The sequence below is a fragment of the Methylovulum miyakonense HT12 genome, assembly GCF_000384075.1.
GTDB classification, from domain to species: Bacteria; Pseudomonadota; Gammaproteobacteria; order Methylococcales; family Methylomonadaceae; genus Methylovulum; species Methylovulum miyakonense.
In genome coordinates this window covers 1,823,682-1,841,442 of sequence record NZ_KB913025.1, presented here as the reverse complement: position 1 = coordinate 1,841,442, position 17,761 = coordinate 1,823,682, and the positions used below count along the sequence as shown (strand labels likewise).

Below are 17,761 nucleotides of genomic sequence, written 5' to 3'. Positions count from 1 at the left end.
TTTTCAGTAACTTACAATTTTTTACCTTTAACCACCTAGACCTATGGACAAGAAAGCACTGCCCTTAAAAGAAACGGCCTTACTATTGGCCTTTGGGACATTAGCCATTCTGATGATCGGCTTGGCTATTATTGGCGGCTTGCGGGCTTATTCCCCGGTCCCCTTTTGGGATATGTGGGATGGCTATCTCGGGTTCTTTTTAAATGTGGCTGACAGGGACGCTGGCGCATGGTGGTTCCAGCACAATGAGCACCGCATCTTCTTGGCGCGCCTATTGTTTTGGGCTGACATCAAATGGTTTGGTGGCGCCAGTTGGTTCCTTATCGCCACCAACTATCTCTTAGTGGGCGTTAACGTGCTGGTGTTTTGGCGAATGCTACGTGATGCGGCTGCAACAAAGGCCCCGGCTATTGCCGAGGTTTTACTAGGCCTTGCATTAACGGCCTGGCTATTCCTTTGGATCCAAAAAGAAAATTTGACTTGGGCCTTCCAAAGCCAATTTATTTTGGCCCAACTACTGCCGTTATGTGCATTGTATTGGCTCCATAAGTCAGTTGCGGGAACCTATGCCAACCGCCAGTTTCTCGTAGCGTGTGGCTTTGGTTTGGCCTCGGTAGGCACCATGGCCAATGGCATGCTTGCCTTGCCTCTCATGATGGTTTATTCGTTAATCACAAGGCAGGGAGCCGCAAGGGTTTGCGTACTAGCCAGCCTTTCTGCGGTTTCGCTTTATTTTTACTTACAGGGCTATAAAACACCGGGACATCATGGCTCCTTGACGCAAGCCTTAAAGGAAAACCCGCTTGGCTTAGTTAAGTACGTCCTGCTTTACCTGGGCAGCCCTTTTTATTACCTTTTGGGAAAAGGGGCCTATGCTTGGAACTTAACCTTTGGCCTAACATATTTGTCCGGATTTAGCCTTATTGGCTGCTCGGCATGGTTAGCGGTTAAATTATCACGCCAGCCCTGCAAAGCCACCTTAACCTTGGCCCTATTATTTTTTATCCTCTACATAGGGGGCACCGCTGTGGGCACCGCCGGTGGCCGGCTCATTTTCGGCGAGGAACAAGCCCTGAGCAGCCGCTATACGACGCCTGTATTAATGGCATGGTCCGCCCTGTTTGTAATTTTTTCGCCCGCCATTTTGTCAGCGATAAAAAAACGTGGCATAAAAATCCTGCTTCCGGTCGCAGCGCTGGGAATGCTGATGATCCCATTACAACTCCAAGCATTGCACCCGCAAGATGACATAAAATTCACAAAAAAAATCGCCGCCCTTGCACTTGAGCTTCAGGTGAAAGACCCATTACATATTAAAAGTGTTTTTCCCAATATTGAGAATGCCTTAGCCTTTGCAGCAAAGGCTTCTTCCAAAAACATCTCCATCTTTGGCATGTACCCCTACCTTGATGCCAGGGAACAGTTGGGCATGGCCGTCCAACAACCTAAGCTACCTGCTTGTCTAGGCGGGTTAGATGCCGTGGACACTATTACTGGCGAAGACCAGTTTGTACGGATCCATGGCTGGATGTTTAATCCAAAAGATAAGACTTACCCTAATGCTATCCGTGTCCTCAGCGATCAGGGTAAAATCATCGGATATGCGCTCACCGGCCAGTCGAAACCCGAAATTGCCGGTACGCTTGGCAACGCCGCGCTACTGTCAGGATACCAAGGTTACCTGTTGAAAGCCCAAACTGGTACATCACTTACCCTACTGGGTGAAAGCCCCCCCTGCCAGATGCAAGTGGCCGTCCCTATGCCCCTAAGCAATAAAGCCGCCGAAGGGCCGTGCCCCAGATGTACAGGCAACAGTAATTAATGCCGGATATTTTATGAACACTAAAAACCCAAAAATCGTCCTCCCCGGCGGTGCCGGCTTAGTCGGCCAGAACCTGATCGCCCGTTTGAAAGCCAAAGGCTATACCCGGATTGTCGTGCTTGACAAACACCGCCCCAATCTTGAGGTGCTGAAACGGGTACAACCGGATATTGTTGCTGAATATGCCGATTTGAACCAACAAGGCGACTGGGCCAGGCATTTTGTGGGTGCCGAGGTGGTGGTGATGTTGCAAGCGCAAATCGGCGGCAACCATTTGCAAGACTTCGTCGACAACAACCTTAATGCCACCCGGCATATCCTCGAAGCCATCAAAACCAACAACGTCCCTTACCTTGTCCATATCAGCTCTTCGGTTGTCGAATCGGTCGCCAATGACTTCTACACCAACACCAAGAAAGACCAGGAACGCATGGTGCTTAACAGCGGCATCCCTTGCCCGATCTTGCGCCCGACCTTGATGTTCGGATGGTTTGACCGCAAACACCTGGGCTGGCTATCGCGCTTTATGCAAAAAGTACCGGTTTTCCCTATCCCAGGCGATGGCCGTTATATGCGCCAGCCGCTTTACGTCGGGGATTTTTGCAATATTATTATCAGCTGCATTGAAAACAGGATCGCCGATGGCGTTTTCAATATTTCCGGGCATGAAAAAATAGATTACATCGACATCATCCGTGAAATAAAACGCGCCACGGGAGCCCGTACGTTGATCACAAAAATCCCCTACCCTTTATTTTACGGCTTGCTGTGGGTTTGGGGCCTATTCGACCCAAAACCGCCGTTCACGACCCAGCAATTGGTGGCGTTGACCGCCAAAGACGAATTTGAAGTCATTGACTGGCCCGGTATTTTTGGCGTGCCTTACACGCCCTTTGCCAAAGCCATTGATGAAACCTTTAATGACCCGACTTATAGCCAAACCGTTTTGGAGTTCTGACCATGGGGCAACGCATCGCCGTGTTGGGGGCGGGGCCTATGGGCCTCGCGGCCGCTTATCAATTGGCGAAGGATGGGCATCAGCCAGTCATTTTTGAAGCAGATGACCGCGTGGGCGGAATGACCGCAACATTTGATTTTTCGGGCTTGAGCATCGAACGCTATTACCATTTCCACTGCACGTCTGACACCGATTTCCTTGCAATCATTGACGAACTGGGGTTAGCCGGAAAAATGCGCTGGGTAGAAACCAAAATGGGCTACTGGTTCCAGAACCGCCTGCAACCATGGGGCAATCCGGTCGCCCTATTGAAATTCCGGGGCTTAAGCCCAATCGCCAAATTCCGCTATGGCCTACATGCCTTCTTATGCGTCCAGCGTAAGGACTGGAAACCACTGGACGGTATCGAGGCGAGTGGCTGGATCAAAAAGTGGGTCGGCGCAGAAGCCTATGAAATCCTCTGGCGCAGGCTGTTTGATTATAAGTTTTATGATTACGCTGACAACTTGTCGGCGGCATGGATTTGGAGCCGTATACGCAGGATTGGCCAGTCCCGCTATAATTTGTTCCACGAAAAACTGGGTTATCTGGAAGGGGGTTCAGAAACCTTGTTGCAAGCCATGCGTGGGGCGATTGAAGCGCGTGGCGGTGAAGTCCGCCTTAAATCTAAGGCCAATAAGGTGGTGATTTCTGAAGGCAAAGTGCTGGGCGTTGAGGTGGAGGGGCGCTTCGAGGCTTTTGACAAAGTCATCAGCACCATCCCATTGCCTTATGTCCCACAGTTAATGCCCGATTTGCCGCCGGACATCTTGCGGCGCTTCCAATCCGTAAACAATATTGCCGTGGTCTGCGTCATCGTCAAGCTACGCCAAGCCTTGACCGAAAACTTTTGGCTGAATATCAATGACCCGGATATGGACATCCCTGGCTTGGTGGAATACACGAATTTGCGCCCGTTAGGCCAGCATATCGTTTATGTGCCCTTTTACATGCCCGGCGGACATGCAAAATTTGCCGATCCGGACCAAGTGTTTCTGGACAAGGTGCGCGGCTACTTGCAGAAAATAAACCCGAGGTTGTGCGCTGAAGATTTTATCGAGCTACGCGCCAGCCGCTACCGGTTTGCGCAACCGGTTTGCGAACCTGGCCACCTGGATAAACTGCCCCCCGTCGCCTTGCCAATCAGGGGCTTATGGGTGGCGGACACGTCATATTATTACCCCGAAGACCGTGGCATATCTGAAAGCATTGGCTTCGGTCAGAAAATAGCCCTACAGGCGGTGCGGTGATCAAACATTTTTTTACCAAGCAGTTCCTGATATTTCTGGCGGTAGGCGGCCTCGCGGCGGCGCTTAATTGGCTGTCCCGTTTTTTCTTGAGCCTATGGCTGCCTTTCTCGTGGGCGGTCATTAATGCCTATGCCATTGGCATGGGCGCAGCTTTTATAATGAACAGCATTTTTGTGTTCCCACATTCCAAAAAAGCAAGGCATGCACAGGCCCGCGATTTTATTTTGGTGAACCTATCGTTTTTACCCTTAGTCTGGCTGGCTTCCATACAAATTAATATTGGCTTGAAAACCGTTGGAATGACGGCCCATTCAGAAGAATTGGCACATGCCATAGCCATTGCACTACCTATGCTGGCCACTTTTCTGATCTATAAGTTTTTTGCATTTAAGGAGAAGGATATGGACAGCAATGACCTGTCCGAGTTGTATAAAATCCGCTTTACCGACGACCAGTTGCCACGCAAAAACGCGATATGGAAAATAATCTGCCGGAGTTTCCTCCAAGCTTATATCAAGCCATCCGACACCGTTGTCGATGTGGCCTGCGGTTATGGTGAATTCCTAAATAACATTTCGGCACAGAACAAAATCGCCGTGGACTTGAACGCTGACGCAGCGGGCTTTCTCGGTGATGACGTGGAATTCCACCAGTGCAAAGCCACAGAGTTGGGTTCGGTCATATCAAAGCAAGCGGATGTCGTTTTCACCTCCAATTTTTTGGAGCATTTGCCTGATAAAAAAACCTTGGACAGCTTCCTTGAACAAGTGATGTCCGCCCTAAAACCGGGCGGGAAATATCTTATCCTAGGCCCCAATTTACGCTATCTGCCGGGGCAATATTGGGACTTTTATGACCACCATTTGGGGCTGACCCATTTGTCGCTCAGTGAGGCCTTGCGCCTAAAAGGCTTCACAATACACACCTGCATAGACCGCTTTTTGCCCTTCACCACGCAAGGCGCCCTGCCAACACACCCTTGGCTAGTTTGGGCTTACCTAAAGCTCCCCTTTGCTTGGAAACTCTTCGGCAAGCAGTTTTTTATCGTTGCCCAAAAGCCCCTCTAACTTCAGTTGGCGAGGCTTGGCTGGCGCCATCCGGGGCAAGCGCCTAGCCATTGGCTTAGCCATACCGGAGAACAGGCCTTAACTGTCGGGTTATCCCATGAATCCCCTACGTTTTAAAGCGGGGGATTATGAAAAACCTTCTCAAAAACACGACTTCATGGCCACACCAATCTCAGTCGGCGAGCTCACCACTTCAATCCCCGCCGCTTTCAAGGCGGCAATCTTGCCTGCCGCAGTGCCTTTGCCACCCGTGACTATCGCGCCCGCATGCCCCATACGTTTGCCCGCAGGGGCGGTTTGTCCGGCGATATAGGCCACTACGGGTTTGGTGACGTGGGCTTTGATATAGTCGGCGGCATCTTCCTCTTCGCCGCCGCCGATTTCCCCGACCATGACGATGCCTTGGGTTTGATCATCGGCTTGGAAGCGGCTGAGGACATCGACAAAGTTCATACCATGCACAGGGTCGCCGCCAATACCTACGCAGGTGCTTTGCCCTAAGCCTTGGGCGGTGGTTTGGTGGACGGATTCGTAAGTCAAGGTGCCGGAACGCGAAACGATGCCGATGGAGCCCGGCAAGTGGATTTTGGCGGGCATGATGCCAATTTTGCATTCGCCAGGGGTGATGATGCCAGGGCAGTTGGGCCCGACCAGCAACGCGCCCGTACCCGCCATCGCGGCTTTGACGCGTAACATTTGCAAGATGGGGATACCTTCGGTGATGCAGACAATGAGCTTAATGCCCGCATCGACGGCTTCCAAAATCGCATCGGCGGCGTAAAAAGGTGGCACATAGATGACGCTGGCGGTTGCGCCTGTCGTGTCCACGGCGGCCTGGACGGTATTGAACACGGGCAAACCCAAGTGGGTTTCTCCGCCACGTTCAGGGGTCACGCCGCCGACCAGTTGCGTGCCGTAGTCCAAGGCCTGTTGGGAATGGAACGTGCCTTGCTTGCCAGTGAACCCTTGGCAAATCACCTTGGTGCCTTTGTTAACTAAAATGCTCATGCTACGGCCTCCGCCAGTGCCACAACCTGTTCCGCGGCGTGCGCCAAGTCATCGGCGGCGTAAATGCCCAACCCGGTGTCGCTTAACAAAGCCCGGCCTTCTTCGACATTGGTGCCTTCCAAGCGCACCACGACCGGTACGGCAACATGGACTTGTTTGATGGCTTCCAAGATACCTAGCGCAATCACGTCACATTTGACAATACCGCCGAAAATGTTCACAAGCACGGCTTTGACATTGCCGTCCGACAAAATCAATTTGAAGGCTTCGCAGACTTTTTCGACATTGGTGCCACCGCCGACATCAAGGAAATTGGCGGGCAAACCACCTTTCAGTTTCACCAAATCCATGGTCGCCATCGCCAAACCCGCCCCATTGACCATGCAGCCGATATTGCCATCCAAGGTGATGTAATTCAGGCCAAATTGCTGGGCTTCGTTTTCTTTGTCGTCTTCTTGCGCGGAGTCTTTCATCGCCAGAATGTCGGGATGCAGGGCGACAGCGTTGTCATCGAAATTGATTTTGGCGTCCAAAGCCAGCAAGTCGCCACCGTCGGTTTCAATCAACGGGTTGATTTCAATTTGGCTGGCATCTTTGGCAAGGAACAAGCTGTACATGCCTTGCATGATAGCGGCTATGGCTTTGTGTTGTGTTCCGGACAAACCCAATGCGTAAGCGACTTTGCGGCATTGGTAGCCTTGCAAACCGGCGGCCGGGTGCACGGAAACAGTGAGGATTTTTTCGGGGGCATCATGGGCGACAGCTTCAATGTCCATGCCCCCGGCGGCCGAAGCGATAAAAATCAGCCGCTCGGTGCCACGATCCAGCACCAAGCTCAAATACAATTCGCGTTTGATCGGGTACGTTTTTTCAACCAATACGGAATGGACCGGCAAGCCGACGGCATCGGTTTGGGCTGTCACCAGGCGCGTGCCCAGCATGGCGCGGGTAAATCCCGCCACTTCTCCGGAAGTTTTTGCCAGTTTGACGCCGCCCACTTTACCGCGCCCGCCCGCATGGACTTGGGCTTTGACTACCCAACCTTCACCGCCCAAGCTTTGGGCAATAGCCCCGGCCTGTTCCGGCATAGTTGCCTGCTTACCTTCTGGAATGGGGATATGGTAATGCTGGAACAACTGTTTGGCCTGGTATTCATGGATATTCATTGCTTGCTCCGATGACTGAAAATAATTGATGGTTCACCCGCGTTATTATTTAGAATGCTAGCGAAATATTGGAAGCCCCCATAACCCGATGCCAGTAGCGCTTGGCAAGCGCCACTTAACTGTTATGATTGGCGACAGGCCGTTATTCTAGCCAAGTCTCTATAAAACGCTATTGATAATAAGCAAATGACCACAAATACACCAGAAAGACTCTATCCCTGCCCCTTTTCCCAAGGGTATAGCATCCCGGCAAAGCAAGCATGGACGCTGTTAAAGGTTTATTTGATCTATCGCCTGATCCTTTCAACCCTGTTTATCGCCTTACTTTACCAACCCAATGATTCACTCTTATCGGGTGGTTATGTCACTGAATTGTATATTTACAGTAGCCAAATCTATTGGGCGTTGACGATATTTTGTCTGGTCTGCGTTTTTTGGCGATTAACGCCCTATACCGTCCAAACACAATTACTTGTTTTTACCGACATTATTTTACTCACGCTATTGATGCATGCTTGCGGGGGCATTAAAAGTGGCCTGGGCATTTTGATCGCGGTCTCCATCGCGTCGGGAGGCTTATTGATTGGCGGCATTTGCGCCGTGCTGTTCGCGGCGATAGCCAGCTTAGCCGTCCTTGCCGAACGGATATTTACCGACCAGTTTCACAGCATAGACGCCGGCTCCTACACCTACACAGGCATGTTGGGTGCGGCGTTCTTTGCCATCACCCTATTGTCTTATGTCCTTGCCAAACGCAGTGAAGACATTTTGCAAGTGGCTGAGCAACAGCAAAAAACGATTGTTAACCTTGAAGACCTTAATCAGTATATTATCCAGAACCTGCAATCAGGCATCATCATTACCGATCAGCAACAATCCATCCTTATGGCCAACCAAGCCGCATTAAGGCTGAGCAATAGCACCGGGTCACCCGCTTACCTGAGTGACATTTCGCCACAATTGGCACAGCTATTTAGGTGCTGGCTGCACAATTCCGGACACGACGTGGCCTCCATCAGCATTCCTGAGCAATCTGAAATCAATTGCCGCTTCATGTTGCTATCGGCCCACTATGACAATTTTTACATGGTCATGGTTGAAGATACGGCCCTATATAACCAGAGGGTCCAACAGGGGAAACTGGCTTCCTTAGGCCGGCTGACCGCCAGCATCGCCCATGAAATCCGCAACCCCCTTTCGGCGGTCAACCACGCCGGGCAATTACTGGCTGAATCAGCCAACCTGTCAAGCGAAGACCTCCGCTTGACCACGATTATCCAAGCCCAATCTAGCCGCATTAACGGGATCATTGAAGATATTTTGCGGCTCTCAAAACGCCACGATTCCAAGCGTGAGCGCATCGAGTTAACGTCTTGGCTGGATCTCTATCTAAAAAACTTTTTGTCGTTACACAAAAAGCATTCAGAAACGTTCGTGCTGACCCATCATGATGCGGCACTCCATGCGTTTATTGACCCGAACCATTTGAGGCAAATCCTGAACAATTTGTGTGAAAATGCGTTGAAATATGGAAACCCCGAAAAAGGCAAAATACAGATCCAATCATTTCTGCTCCATGATTCGCCCTGCATTGAAGTCATTGATAATGGCCACGGCATTAGCCATCAACACCTTAAAAATCTTTTCGAGCCCTTTTTCACCACATCATCAAGCGGCACGGGCTTAGGTTTGTATATTTCTAAAGAGTTAGCTGACCTCAACCAAGCAAAATTAAGCTATTATTTAACACCCAATAGGCAAAGTTGTTTTCGGCTTTGTGTGCTTAATGCAGAAAAAAACCTGATAGAAATATGAAAAAACCATTGGCATTAATTGTTGACGACGAACCTGATATTCTGGAATTGCTCGAAATCACCCTTAACAGGATGGGCATTGAAACCCAACCTGCCGAAACACTTGCCCAAGCACGCGTGCTGTTAAAACAACACGCTTTTGATATTTGTCTGACAGACATGCGTTTGCCTGACGGTGACGGCTTGGAATTGCTTGACCAAATACATGCTATGCCGGCACCCATGCCGTGCGCGGTCATTACTGCGCATGGCAATATGGATACGGCTATTTTGGCGATGAAAAAAGGCGCTTTTGATTTTGTATCCAAGCCGTTAGATTTAACGCAACTCAGGCAATTGATCAAAAGCGCACTAAAACTTTCGGACACCAACACCGAAAAAAACCAGCAGATGCGCTATCTTTTGTTAGGTGAATCGGCAGTCATGCGTGAAATTCGTGCGAAAATCACCAAACTCGCGCGTAGCCAAGCGCCCGTTTATATCAGCGGCGAATCAGGTTCTGGCAAAGAATTGGTTGCCCGGCTGATCCACCAGCAAAGCTCACGTTGCGACCAGCCCTTCATTGCCATAAATTGCGGCGCAATTCCCCACGAACTGATTGAAAGCGAATTCTTTGGCCATAAAAAAGGCAGTTTCACGGGTGCGGTCTGCGATAAAAAAGGGCTGTTTCAAGCGGCTGAAGGGGGCACTTTATTTCTTGATGAAGTCGCCGACTTGCCGCTTCCATTACAAGTCAAATTGTTGCGGGCCATCCAGGAGAAAAAAATCCGTCCTGTAGGGGACCATCAGGAAATTCCGGTAGATATTCGCTTGCTCAGCGCCACTCACCGTAATCTTACCAGCATGGTCCAGGAAGGCAGTTTCAGGCAAGATTTGTATTATCGCATTAATGTCATCGACCTTTATATCCCGCCATTACGTGAACGTAATGGCGACATAACCATACTCACGGAACACATTCTGGCAAAGCTTACCAGCAATAATAGCCCTTGCTTAACGCCCTCCGCGCTAACGGCCTTACAACAATATCACTTTCCAGGCAATGTCCGTGAACTGGAAAACATATTAGAAAGGTCATTGGCCTTATACAACGGGAAAAATATCGAAGTCGATGACTTAAACCTACCCATTGACAACCGGCACTTGCCCGCACAGGCAGATTATGATCCGGCCATGGGCTCTCTGGAAGATTATTTGGAGGATATTGAAAGGAAAGCAATTTCCCTGGCCTTGGAAGAAAACAAATGGAACAAAACAGCCGCCGCAAAACAACTCGGCTTATCCTTTCGCTCCTTTCGCTATCGCCTAAAAAAGCTCAACCTAGACCATTAGGCCCGGTACTTGCCCATTTCCATAAAAGCCACTAATGCTGTTTTGATCGCAGTTTCAGCGGCGGCATCCAGTTCGTTATTTTTATAAACTTTGTCCAACAAACCTTCAGTCACTAACGCTTCTTTTATCCAGCGCTTGGTGAAGCGATAATTAGCGGTCACCGTCGCCACTTCCCCAGTAATGGGATCACGAACACTACCTTTGGCGGCCACCACTGGTTTCTCTGTTACCACTGGCGCTTTCACGGCATTTTTTCTAATTGTCACAGGCCTCTCTTTTCTCTCAACAATAATCTCAGGTTTTGCTTGTTTGACTTCAGCCTGTATTTGTATCTCTGGCTTCGGTGAAGCCAGAGATGTTTTCTGCCCATTGATGATGCTATAAACAACATATGCAACATAAATAGTAGTTAAAATGAACAATATTTCGGTCATAGTGGCTTCTCCCCTTTCATTAAATTATTATTTTTTTAGTAAAAACACAGTCAAAGCAAATTTTTGAGTTGCCTTTTAATCCTTGCTTTGAATATACCAGAAGCAAGCATTCTAGTTAATCTTTATATCACAAAAACAGCAGCTTGATTTCCTTGGCATCTTTAGTCATGCCTAAAATTCATTTGAACGGCTTATGCTAATTATCAATTGCCACACAAACCCTCAAAACTGGAAGCTCATAATAATTAAATAAGAATCATTTGCATCTCTACAATTATTTGCAATATAATCCATTAAAAATTGATTAACCATTAAAGGGTCTCCCATGAAACTTAAGCACACGCTCTTATTTACCGCACTCGCAGCCTTAAACAACCCAGCCAATGCCTTGGAAAAACCTAAGACAATGGAGGAAATGTGGAAAATTATCGAAGCCCAGCAACAGCAAATCGATGCCATGAAATCTCAATTGCAAACAGGATCAACGGCACAACCACAAACCACCACAACTGCAGCGGCAAAAAACACCATGCAAACACTGGAGCGTAAAACGGATGTGCTTAGCCAAGAGGTTGAAAAATTACGGACTAACCTAACGATTCCTGAAGAAACCAAATACAAGAGCGCCTACGGCTTAGGCCCTGCGGCCTCCAAGGTTTACCAAGTTGGTAAAGGCTTGTCGATAGGCGGTTATGGTGAAGCCATTTATCAGGACTATGTGGGAGATAAAAAGGAAGAGGATAAAAACAATGCGGATTTGGAGCGCGTCGTGCTATACGCCGGTTACAAATTTACTGACCGTATCTTGTTCAACAGTGAGATTGAATTTGAACACGCAAGCTCAGGCGAGGGCGATGAATTAAAAGGTGAAGTGGGTGTGGAGTTCGCCGCATTGGACTTTTTCATAGACCCGTTAGCCAATATCCGCACGGGGTTGGTGTTAATGCCCATGGGCTTTATCAACCAGATCCACGAGCCGCCGTTTTTCTATGGTAACCACCGGCCAGAAGTCGAGCAACGCATCATCCCCAGTACATGGCGGGAAATGGGCGTAGGTTTGTTTGGGCAAATCACCCCTAGCTTGACTTACACCACCTATCTGGTGAATGGCTTGGATGCCTCAGGATTCCAATCCAGCGGCATTAAAGAAGGGCGCGGGGGAGGGAGCCAAGCGAAATCCGAAGATTTCGGCTATGTCGGACGCATGGACTACACCCCTACCGCCCTGCCGGGCATGACTTTGGGCGGTTCGGTTTTTGTCGGCAATTCAGGCCAAAACCAAAGCTTTGCCGGACAAAAAGCCGATGTGTTCACCCAACTCTATGAAGGGCATGTGCAATGGAAATACCGCGGCCTGGAATTCCGCACGCTTGGTTCCTGGGGGCATATTGATAACGCCGACATCCTCAGCGCGGCGGCGGGACAAACCATCGGCTCATCCAATTACGGCTGGTATAGCGAAGTGGGTTACGACATTTTCCCTTTATTCAGGCCAGATACCCTCCAATACCTAGCTCCGTTTTTCCGTTATGAAAGGTTCGACACTATCGCCACCGCACCAACAGGCTATAGCGATGACGGCACTCAAGACCAACGGATTTACCAATTCGGGTTGCAATACAAGCCTATCCCGAACGTTGTCATCAAAGCCGATTACCGCAATCGCACGGCTAGACAAGGCACAGTACCGGATGACTTTAACCTGGGCTTTGGCTTCATTTTCTAACAACGGCCCATCGCTAGAGGCCATGACTAAATGCCAATAAAGGGGGAATGTGTTTGGATAACTGCACAGGGGACGTGCGGTTTTGCTAGAATAGCATCCACATTCCTCTTTATCCGCAAGAGTAACAGTCATGAACGACGACGAATTAAAACAGCTGGTTGCCTGCTCCGCTATCCCGCAACAGGAAACAGCGTGCTTCCCCAACTCCGGGATCTACATCATCCGTATCTATGAGGGCACGTTCAGCTTAACTACCCTAGCCGACGTTAACGCCACCGCACTTTAAACCAAAGAACCCGACATGAAACGCCCAGCCATTACCCTAACCCTGCTCATCGCACTCGCCAGCGCGTCCAGTTCCGCCACCATTTTCTACAGCAAAAACGAAGCGATGGAACTGGCCTTCGGCAAAACTGCCACAGTCGAAAACCTCTCCCTATTCCCTGATGGACAGGAAACCGCCGCCATCCAAGCCCTTGCGAAAACCCAGCTGGAATCCGGCATGTTCACGTTCTACGTCGGTAAAGAAAACGGCAAAACCACTGCTTACGCCGCCATTGAAACCAGCACCGTGCGCACCAAACCGGAAACCCTGATGGTCATCCTCACCCCCGAAGGTGAACTGCGCAACGTTTACACCTTGGCTTTCCACGAACCGCCCGAATACCAACCCTCGGCCCAATGGTATGAAAAACTTGTCAAAAAACCGCTGGCGGAGATGGAATTGAACAAAGGCGTGGACGGCGTCTCCGGCGCGACCCTCAGCACCCGCTCAGCCCTGACTAGCATCCGCAAAGTCATGGCGGTTTACCAAATCATGATCAAACAAAAGGCCCATTGATGCGTTACTTTGTCACTGGCGAACAACAGCGCAAAGCCTTACTGAACGCCCTCGTACTGATGTTTTTAGGCTATATCGTCCTGCTTTGGCTCAGCAACGGCCTGATGTATTTCCACCGCATGGACTTGACGCCCGAATCGGTCATAGCCTATTACCTTGGCTCGGAAGAAACCTTCACCCAACCGCGCAGCTACCAAGGCATGCTGGAAGTCTCCCACTTCCACCTGTTTTCGATGGGGATGCTGGTGCTGACGCTCACCCACCTCATGCTCATGACCGAATTTTCATACCGCCTGAAAATTTGGATCAGCGGCCTCACCTACCTTTCCGCCATCGCCGACGAAGCTGGCGGCTGGCTAGTCCGTTTCGTCCACCCCCACTTCGCTTACTTTAAAATCGCCGCTTTCCTGCTGCTGGAATTGTCCCTGGCAACCTTACTGATCGTGGTGGTGGTGTCTCTGGTTCGGGCGAGGATACGGTTACGGTCTGGTGATTCACCAGGCAACGTAGGCCCTCTTCCATAACGGCCTGTTATTTGAGCGGATCTAAACACGCCATATAATAGTTTATTAAACAATGTCTTAAGTTTTAAACAAAGTGAAGCGGGTAACTTATTTTTGAAAAATCAGCACCAACTGATTTTGATAAACAAACGAAGACACGAGCTTATAATCGTCAGCCGCCATGTTGTCACAGACAGCTTCGATTGCGTTTTCCAGATTGGCGGCTTGCGCCAAATCTATGCGTTCTAATTTAGTCATTGTCAATTCCCCCAGCCATTAATATTGTGCTACGCCGATGCCTTCCAGCTTCCTCCCAGTCAGTCGCAAACCAGGTCTTCGCCTTGCGCCTTAAGTACCGCGCATACGGCTTTTATTTGCCCGGCACTGGTATTGCGGTCAATGGCAAATTTGCCGTATGTCGTATAGCCTGGATCCACTGAACCTGCGGCCTTATCATATTTTTGTATCGCCAAGCTATCTTTCATGGCTTTATATTGATTGTACTTTTTTGACATGGGCTGCTTTTTTTGGGCTAACACCAAATCAAGGGCCGGAATAGATTTGATTGCCGTAAGCGCCTGCACCGCCTCAGGGTCAGCCGTGCCATCGGCATTTTTTGCAAACATCACGGCGGCCCCCTCTTGCTGGACGGCAATGTCACCGACAGCAAGCCGCTGATAAATGCCCGAACTTTCACCAAGATCAAAAATCCCGCCATAGCGCAATTCCATCAAGACATTGGCGGTATCGCCGGCCCCGTTACCAACCGAACCTGTAGAATCCTTACCGCCATTACGGTTGGTGGGCACAAACGCGAGCTCTGCGCGATTGTAGCCAAGCTTGCCTTGGGGCATTTGGGTTGCCGGATTTTGCGACACTTCGACACCTATGACCGTCCCCGTGGAAGCCAACACGGAATAGCTGCGTTCGGCACAGCCAGTTGGCAATAGGGCCATTGCCGCTAAACCCGCCAACCGGACAGCGGTTGTGAATTGGTTTTGTTTATCCATTGCGAATTCCTCATGGTTGTTTTAATTCGGCTTTAGGCGCATTGATAATAACCCCACCGCCTGGCCGTTGGTTTATCTCCACCCGCACATCTTTGGCATGGTCGGGTATCGCCACGACGCTACCCGACGTATAGCCAACACCCAATTTCATACCCGGCTGGTCAGATAGATTGATCCCCAAAGCATGGGACTGGATCGCCAAAATTGCGGTTTCATCCCCCTCTTTCGGTACGGTCACTAACCCTATCCCCAAAATCAGATAGTGCACAGAGCCTTTTCCGTCAACAGGCACCGTCATACAACAGCCAAACGAACTACAACCTGGCACCGCAACCATCATTGCCATCGCCAACAAACTTACGCTAACCAAATGGGTATGGGTGGACATTTGCTTATCCAGAAATTAAACGGGCTTCAATTTCAAAAAATCCTGCGAGACCCAGCCATCGATCACGCCATCGCCTTGCAGATCAACGGCCGCCCAACCGTCTTTTTCCTTGACCACGAAAACTTCGGTATTGGTGGGCAACACTTTGGAAATATCGAAGTTGGTGCCGGGGCCAGAGCGCATGCGCAAGCCTTCGCGGGCGGTGACCAGATAGGAAACACGCGGGTCGTCAGCGTGGATGCTTTGCGGCATATCGGTACTGGTTAAAAACGGATCATCGCTGTCTATTTTCAGCCACAACACACCTTCAGCCGCCCGGCGCTTGACCAGCCCAGGCAGGGAGATTTTCTGGCCTGTTTTAGGATCGGTCGCCTTGACCCATTTCGCCAACTCGCTAGGCACGCAATCATAATCGCCTGTGTTAAGGCGTTTCAGTAAGGTGCTTGCGGTCAGGTTGCCGATACCGGCATTGAACACAAAACTGGCTAAGGCGGCAAACTGGTTATCGTTTAGTTTGACTTTCACACATTTTTCGACTTTGCCACCCGAATCCGCCAAATCTTGAGCCAGTAGCTGTTCCGCCTCATCTTCGCTAATTTTTGCCCCGGGCTTTACGCCGCCGGTATGGCCATAACCAATAGTCCAAACACCTGCCGGACACCGGTAGGCATCCAAACGTAAGCCTTCGAAATTTTTAACCAGATTTAAACCCTCTTCATTAATTTGCCTTGACATGATTCATTCCCCTCGGTGGTTGATAAAGGTTTTCAGCAAAAAACGTCTCATTTCATAAGGGCTACCCCACACCTGGCATGGGGTCACCCGTACCGCTTTGTTGCGGTTTTGTTAAGGCCTGGCTAGAAGCGGGTTGCGGCTTCAGGGTTGACCTAAAATTCATAAACTTATTAAGGACATCAAACCAAAACGGCGCCCCCAATGAAACCGCGATGGCGGTGATGAACAGGCCGAAAATTTTTTCTAGCCATGCCAAAGGAGTTCGGGGGAAAACCCTTGGGTCATCTAAATCTTGCCAACTGATAGGCAAACCCATCTGGTTTAATTCAGCCAAACGGGCCATCTGCAAGTTAAAACATTTATTAGGGTTATCGGGCTGGGAATGGCAAACCAGCTTGTCAGTTGCTTGCGTTTTAATTGCCGATATGTCCGCTTCAATCTGCTGGGCTTGATCCGGGTTACTTGCCGATTTGGCGGTTCCAAGCGCCTGCTGCTTGTCGGCCAACAAACGGTCTTTATAGAATTGGTCAGCCGCATTGACCATCTGTTCGCGCAATGTGCCGTTGGCCATCAGGCTTTTGGCAATCGTAATCGTGTCGACATTGCCCAGCACGGCAATTAGCAGCGCAATCATGATGGCGATTTGTTGCGCGTGTTTTTTGTACCAGCCACTGACCCTTTCCCCCATCGCCGAATACCAGTCTTCAATATTGTTAAGCGCGGCATGGATGTCGCCTTCGGCCTTATTGACCATTAGCGTCAGGGAGTTTTTGAGATGTTCCGGAAGTGTTGCCGACGCATTGATTTGGCTGATAAGCGTCGCCGTGTCCAGTGCCTTGCCTGCCAAAATTTGATCGACAAACGCCAGCGCGAAGGTCTTGGGCGTGATATATGACGGGAGATTTTTGGGTAACTGTAATTGTGGCGGCGGGGTGTTTGTTGCTGGTGCAGCTGCGCCAGTGTCTTGGCCTCCGGCAGGGGCCGGATTGGCTATCGCCGATGTTTTTGCAGGTTGTTGCTTCAATGCCAAATCCCCCTGGTACAAACCATAAATCATCGGGCTTTGGTAAAACGCCTTGAGTAAGGCAAAGCTACTGTCATGGTCAATATTGCCGCCAAACAACCCGTACAAACCTTCACAGAGCTTTTTGCCCCGGCTACGGTTGAACAGGTTTTCCACCGCTTCCGTTAATGCGGAACAAATCAGGCTTAACAGCAAATAAACAAACACCAGACCGATAGCGACCTCTAAAATACCCGACATGTTTTGCATAAAATCCCCCGCCAATAGCTTTTGAACTGTTGGCACAGGCTAGCGCGAATATTTTCAAATGGCTATCAAGTAACTCACATCGGCTATGTCATTTTTTCACTAATTTCATGTATAACGGGTTTGTGCTTGTAATTAAAGGGTTTTTACTAGGGATCAGTTAGGAATTTGTAGATTATGGAAACATTTTTTCTTGTTAAAGCACTGAATCACCCTATCAAACAAACGGACAAAAATTAGGTAGCCACCAAAACCAGCAAAGACATTGCAAAGTCAAGGGATTGCCGTCCAACATTTCTACAGGGCGTCGGCAATTATTTTGGGAGGGTGCACACAAGCTTGTACGCCTACGCCTTAAGACGCAATGGCCAGCCGTTTTTTAGGGGCCCAATACTCAG

General features: G+C 49.7%; 18 protein-coding genes. 10 read left to right on the top strand and 8 right to left on the bottom strand.

Going from position 1 to position 17,761, the window contains the following annotated elements; translation table 11 throughout:
- Nucleotides 1-43: 43 nt before the first annotated feature.
- The 4 genes from METMI_RS0109600 to METMI_RS27435 are packed head-to-tail and all read left to right on the top strand — an operon-like array spanning nt 44 to nt 5,136.
- A complete protein-coding gene (locus METMI_RS0109600) occupies nt 44-1,822 on the top strand; it encodes a hypothetical protein (RefSeq protein ID WP_019866070.1) in 1,779 nt (592 codons plus the stop codon).
- Between the two features lie 13 nt (nt 1,823-1,835).
- Nucleotides 1,836-2,780, top strand: coding sequence for an NAD-dependent epimerase/dehydratase family protein (locus METMI_RS0109595; protein WP_019866069.1), 945 nt, complete (start codon nt 1,836-1,838; stop codon nt 2,778-2,780).
- 2 nt (nt 2,781-2,782) lie between these two features.
- Nucleotides 2,783-4,069 carry an NAD(P)/FAD-dependent oxidoreductase gene (locus METMI_RS0109590; protein WP_019866068.1) on the top strand — a complete coding sequence of 429 codons (1,287 nt, stop codon included), beginning with the start codon at nt 2,783-2,785 and terminating at the stop codon, nt 4,067-4,069.
- Nucleotides 4,066-5,136: a GtrA family protein gene (locus METMI_RS27435; RefSeq protein ID WP_019866067.1), complete on the top strand. Its 1,071-nt coding sequence runs from the start codon at nt 4,066-4,068 to the stop codon at nt 5,134-5,136. The genes METMI_RS0109590 and METMI_RS27435 overlap by 4 nt, the downstream gene beginning before the upstream one ends.
- Nucleotides 5,137-5,277: 141 nt before the next feature.
- On the opposite strand, the gene sucD is transcribed toward METMI_RS27435, so the two are convergent.
- Both sucD and sucC read right to left on the bottom strand, forming a co-directional pair.
- A complete protein-coding gene (gene sucD, locus METMI_RS0109580; RefSeq protein WP_019866066.1) occupies nt 5,278-6,144 on the bottom strand; it encodes a succinate--CoA ligase subunit alpha in 867 nt (288 codons plus the stop codon).
- Nucleotides 6,141-7,310, bottom strand: coding sequence for an ADP-forming succinate--CoA ligase subunit beta (sucC, locus tag METMI_RS0109575; RefSeq protein ID WP_019866065.1), 1,170 nt, complete (start codon nt 7,308-7,310; stop codon nt 6,141-6,143). Before sucC ends, sucD begins: the two co-directional genes overlap by 4 nt.
- Before the next feature lie 186 nt (nt 7,311-7,496).
- On the opposite strand from sucC, the gene METMI_RS0109570 reads away from it, so the two are divergent.
- Together METMI_RS0109570 and METMI_RS0109565 are read left to right on the top strand one after the other, a co-directional pair.
- Nucleotides 7,497-9,125, top strand: a complete 1,629-nt coding sequence (locus tag METMI_RS0109570; protein WP_019866064.1) for a sensor histidine kinase — start codon at nt 7,497-7,499, stop codon at nt 9,123-9,125.
- Nucleotides 9,122-10,456, top strand: coding sequence for a sigma-54-dependent transcriptional regulator (locus METMI_RS0109565; protein ID WP_019866063.1), 1,335 nt, complete (start codon nt 9,122-9,124; stop codon nt 10,454-10,456). The genes METMI_RS0109570 and METMI_RS0109565 overlap by 4 nt, the downstream gene beginning before the upstream one ends.
- Here METMI_RS0109565 and METMI_RS0109560 read toward each other — a convergent pair.
- On the bottom strand, nt 10,453-10,890 hold the full coding sequence (locus METMI_RS0109560; RefSeq protein ID WP_019866062.1) for a hypothetical protein: 438 nt from the start codon (nt 10,888-10,890) through the stop codon (nt 10,453-10,455). The genes METMI_RS0109565 and METMI_RS0109560 overlap by 4 nt on opposite strands.
- Before the next feature lie 325 nt (nt 10,891-11,215).
- Here METMI_RS0109560 and METMI_RS0109555 point away from each other — a divergent pair, with 325 nt between their 5' ends.
- The 4 genes from METMI_RS0109555 (at nt 11,216) to METMI_RS0109540 (ending at nt 13,981) form a co-directional block, all read left to right on the top strand.
- Nucleotides 11,216-12,616 carry a hypothetical protein gene (locus METMI_RS0109555; protein ID WP_019866061.1) on the top strand — a complete coding sequence of 467 codons (1,401 nt, stop codon included), beginning with the start codon at nt 11,216-11,218 and terminating at the stop codon, nt 12,614-12,616.
- 130 nt (nt 12,617-12,746) lie between these two features.
- Nucleotides 12,747-12,902: a hypothetical protein gene (locus METMI_RS26855; RefSeq protein ID WP_156829810.1), complete on the top strand. Its 156-nt coding sequence runs from the start codon at nt 12,747-12,749 to the stop codon at nt 12,900-12,902.
- A 15-nt stretch (nt 12,903-12,917) separates the two neighbouring features.
- The gene (locus METMI_RS0109545) at nt 12,918-13,457 is read left to right on the top strand and encodes an FMN-binding protein (RefSeq protein ID WP_019866060.1); all 540 of its coding nucleotides are present in this window, start codon (nt 12,918-12,920) and stop codon (nt 13,455-13,457) included.
- Complete coding sequence (locus METMI_RS0109540; RefSeq protein WP_019866059.1) at nt 13,457-13,981, top strand: hypothetical protein; 525 nt, start codon at nt 13,457-13,459, stop codon at nt 13,979-13,981. The genes METMI_RS0109545 and METMI_RS0109540 overlap by 1 nt, the downstream gene beginning before the upstream one ends.
- Nucleotides 13,982-14,068: 87 nt before the next feature.
- On the opposite strand, the gene METMI_RS27430 is transcribed toward METMI_RS0109540, so the two are convergent.
- From METMI_RS27430 to METMI_RS0109515, 5 genes are all read right to left on the bottom strand, one after another.
- Nucleotides 14,069-14,218 (bottom strand): hypothetical protein, encoded by a 150-nt coding sequence (locus METMI_RS27430; protein ID WP_019866058.1) that lies wholly within the window; start codon nt 14,216-14,218, stop codon nt 14,069-14,071.
- 59 nt (nt 14,219-14,277) lie between these two features.
- Nucleotides 14,278-14,970: a hypothetical protein gene (locus METMI_RS0109530; protein WP_019866057.1), complete on the bottom strand. Its 693-nt coding sequence runs from the start codon at nt 14,968-14,970 to the stop codon at nt 14,278-14,280.
- 10 nt (nt 14,971-14,980) lie between these two features.
- The gene (locus METMI_RS0109525) at nt 14,981-15,358 is read right to left on the bottom strand and encodes a hypothetical protein (RefSeq protein WP_019866056.1); all 378 of its coding nucleotides are present in this window, start codon (nt 15,356-15,358) and stop codon (nt 14,981-14,983) included.
- Between the two features lie 15 nt (nt 15,359-15,373).
- A complete protein-coding gene (locus METMI_RS23590) occupies nt 15,374-16,093 on the bottom strand; it encodes a glycoside hydrolase family protein (protein ID WP_019866055.1) in 720 nt (239 codons plus the stop codon).
- A 61-nt stretch (nt 16,094-16,154) separates the two neighbouring features.
- Nucleotides 16,155-17,366 (bottom strand): hypothetical protein, encoded by a 1,212-nt coding sequence (locus METMI_RS0109515; RefSeq protein WP_019866054.1) that lies wholly within the window; start codon nt 17,364-17,366, stop codon nt 16,155-16,157.
- Nucleotides 17,367-17,761: the final 395 nt, after the last annotated feature.

Coding starts and splice junctions, on each gene's coding strand:
- METMI_RS0109600 (WP_019866070.1), top strand. CDS start 44: ATGGACAAGAAAGCACTGCCCTTAAAAGAAACGGCCTTACTATTGGCC.
- METMI_RS0109595 (WP_019866069.1), top strand. CDS start 1,836: ATGAACACTAAAAACCCAAAAATCGTCCTCCCCGGCGGTGCCGGCTTA.
- METMI_RS0109590 (WP_019866068.1), top strand. CDS start 2,783: ATGGGGCAACGCATCGCCGTGTTGGGGGCGGGGCCTATGGGCCTCGCG.
- sucD (WP_019866066.1), bottom strand. CDS start 6,144: ATGAGCATTTTAGTTAACAAAGGCACCAAGGTGATTTGCCAAGGGTTC.
- sucC (WP_019866065.1), bottom strand. CDS start 7,310: ATGAATATCCATGAATACCAGGCCAAACAGTTGTTCCAGCATTACCAT.
- METMI_RS0109570 (WP_019866064.1), top strand. CDS start 7,497: ATGACCACAAATACACCAGAAAGACTCTATCCCTGCCCCTTTTCCCAA.
- METMI_RS0109565 (WP_019866063.1), top strand. CDS start 9,122: ATGAAAAAACCATTGGCATTAATTGTTGACGACGAACCTGATATTCTG.
- METMI_RS0109560 (WP_019866062.1), bottom strand. CDS start 10,890: ATGACCGAAATATTGTTCATTTTAACTACTATTTATGTTGCATATGTT.
- METMI_RS0109555 (WP_019866061.1), top strand. CDS start 11,216: ATGAAACTTAAGCACACGCTCTTATTTACCGCACTCGCAGCCTTAAAC.
- METMI_RS26855 (WP_156829810.1), top strand. CDS start 12,747: ATGAACGACGACGAATTAAAACAGCTGGTTGCCTGCTCCGCTATCCCG.
- METMI_RS0109545 (WP_019866060.1), top strand. CDS start 12,918: ATGAAACGCCCAGCCATTACCCTAACCCTGCTCATCGCACTCGCCAGC.
- METMI_RS0109540 (WP_019866059.1), top strand. CDS start 13,457: ATGCGTTACTTTGTCACTGGCGAACAACAGCGCAAAGCCTTACTGAAC.
- METMI_RS27430 (WP_019866058.1), bottom strand. CDS start 14,218: ATGACTAAATTAGAACGCATAGATTTGGCGCAAGCCGCCAATCTGGAA.
- METMI_RS0109530 (WP_019866057.1), bottom strand. CDS start 14,970: ATGGATAAACAAAACCAATTCACAACCGCTGTCCGGTTGGCGGGTTTA.
- METMI_RS0109525 (WP_019866056.1), bottom strand. CDS start 15,358: ATGTCCACCCATACCCATTTGGTTAGCGTAAGTTTGTTGGCGATGGCA.
- METMI_RS23590 (WP_019866055.1), bottom strand. CDS start 16,093: ATGTCAAGGCAAATTAATGAAGAGGGTTTAAATCTGGTTAAAAATTTC.
- METMI_RS0109515 (WP_019866054.1), bottom strand. CDS start 17,366: ATGCAAAACATGTCGGGTATTTTAGAGGTCGCTATCGGTCTGGTGTTT.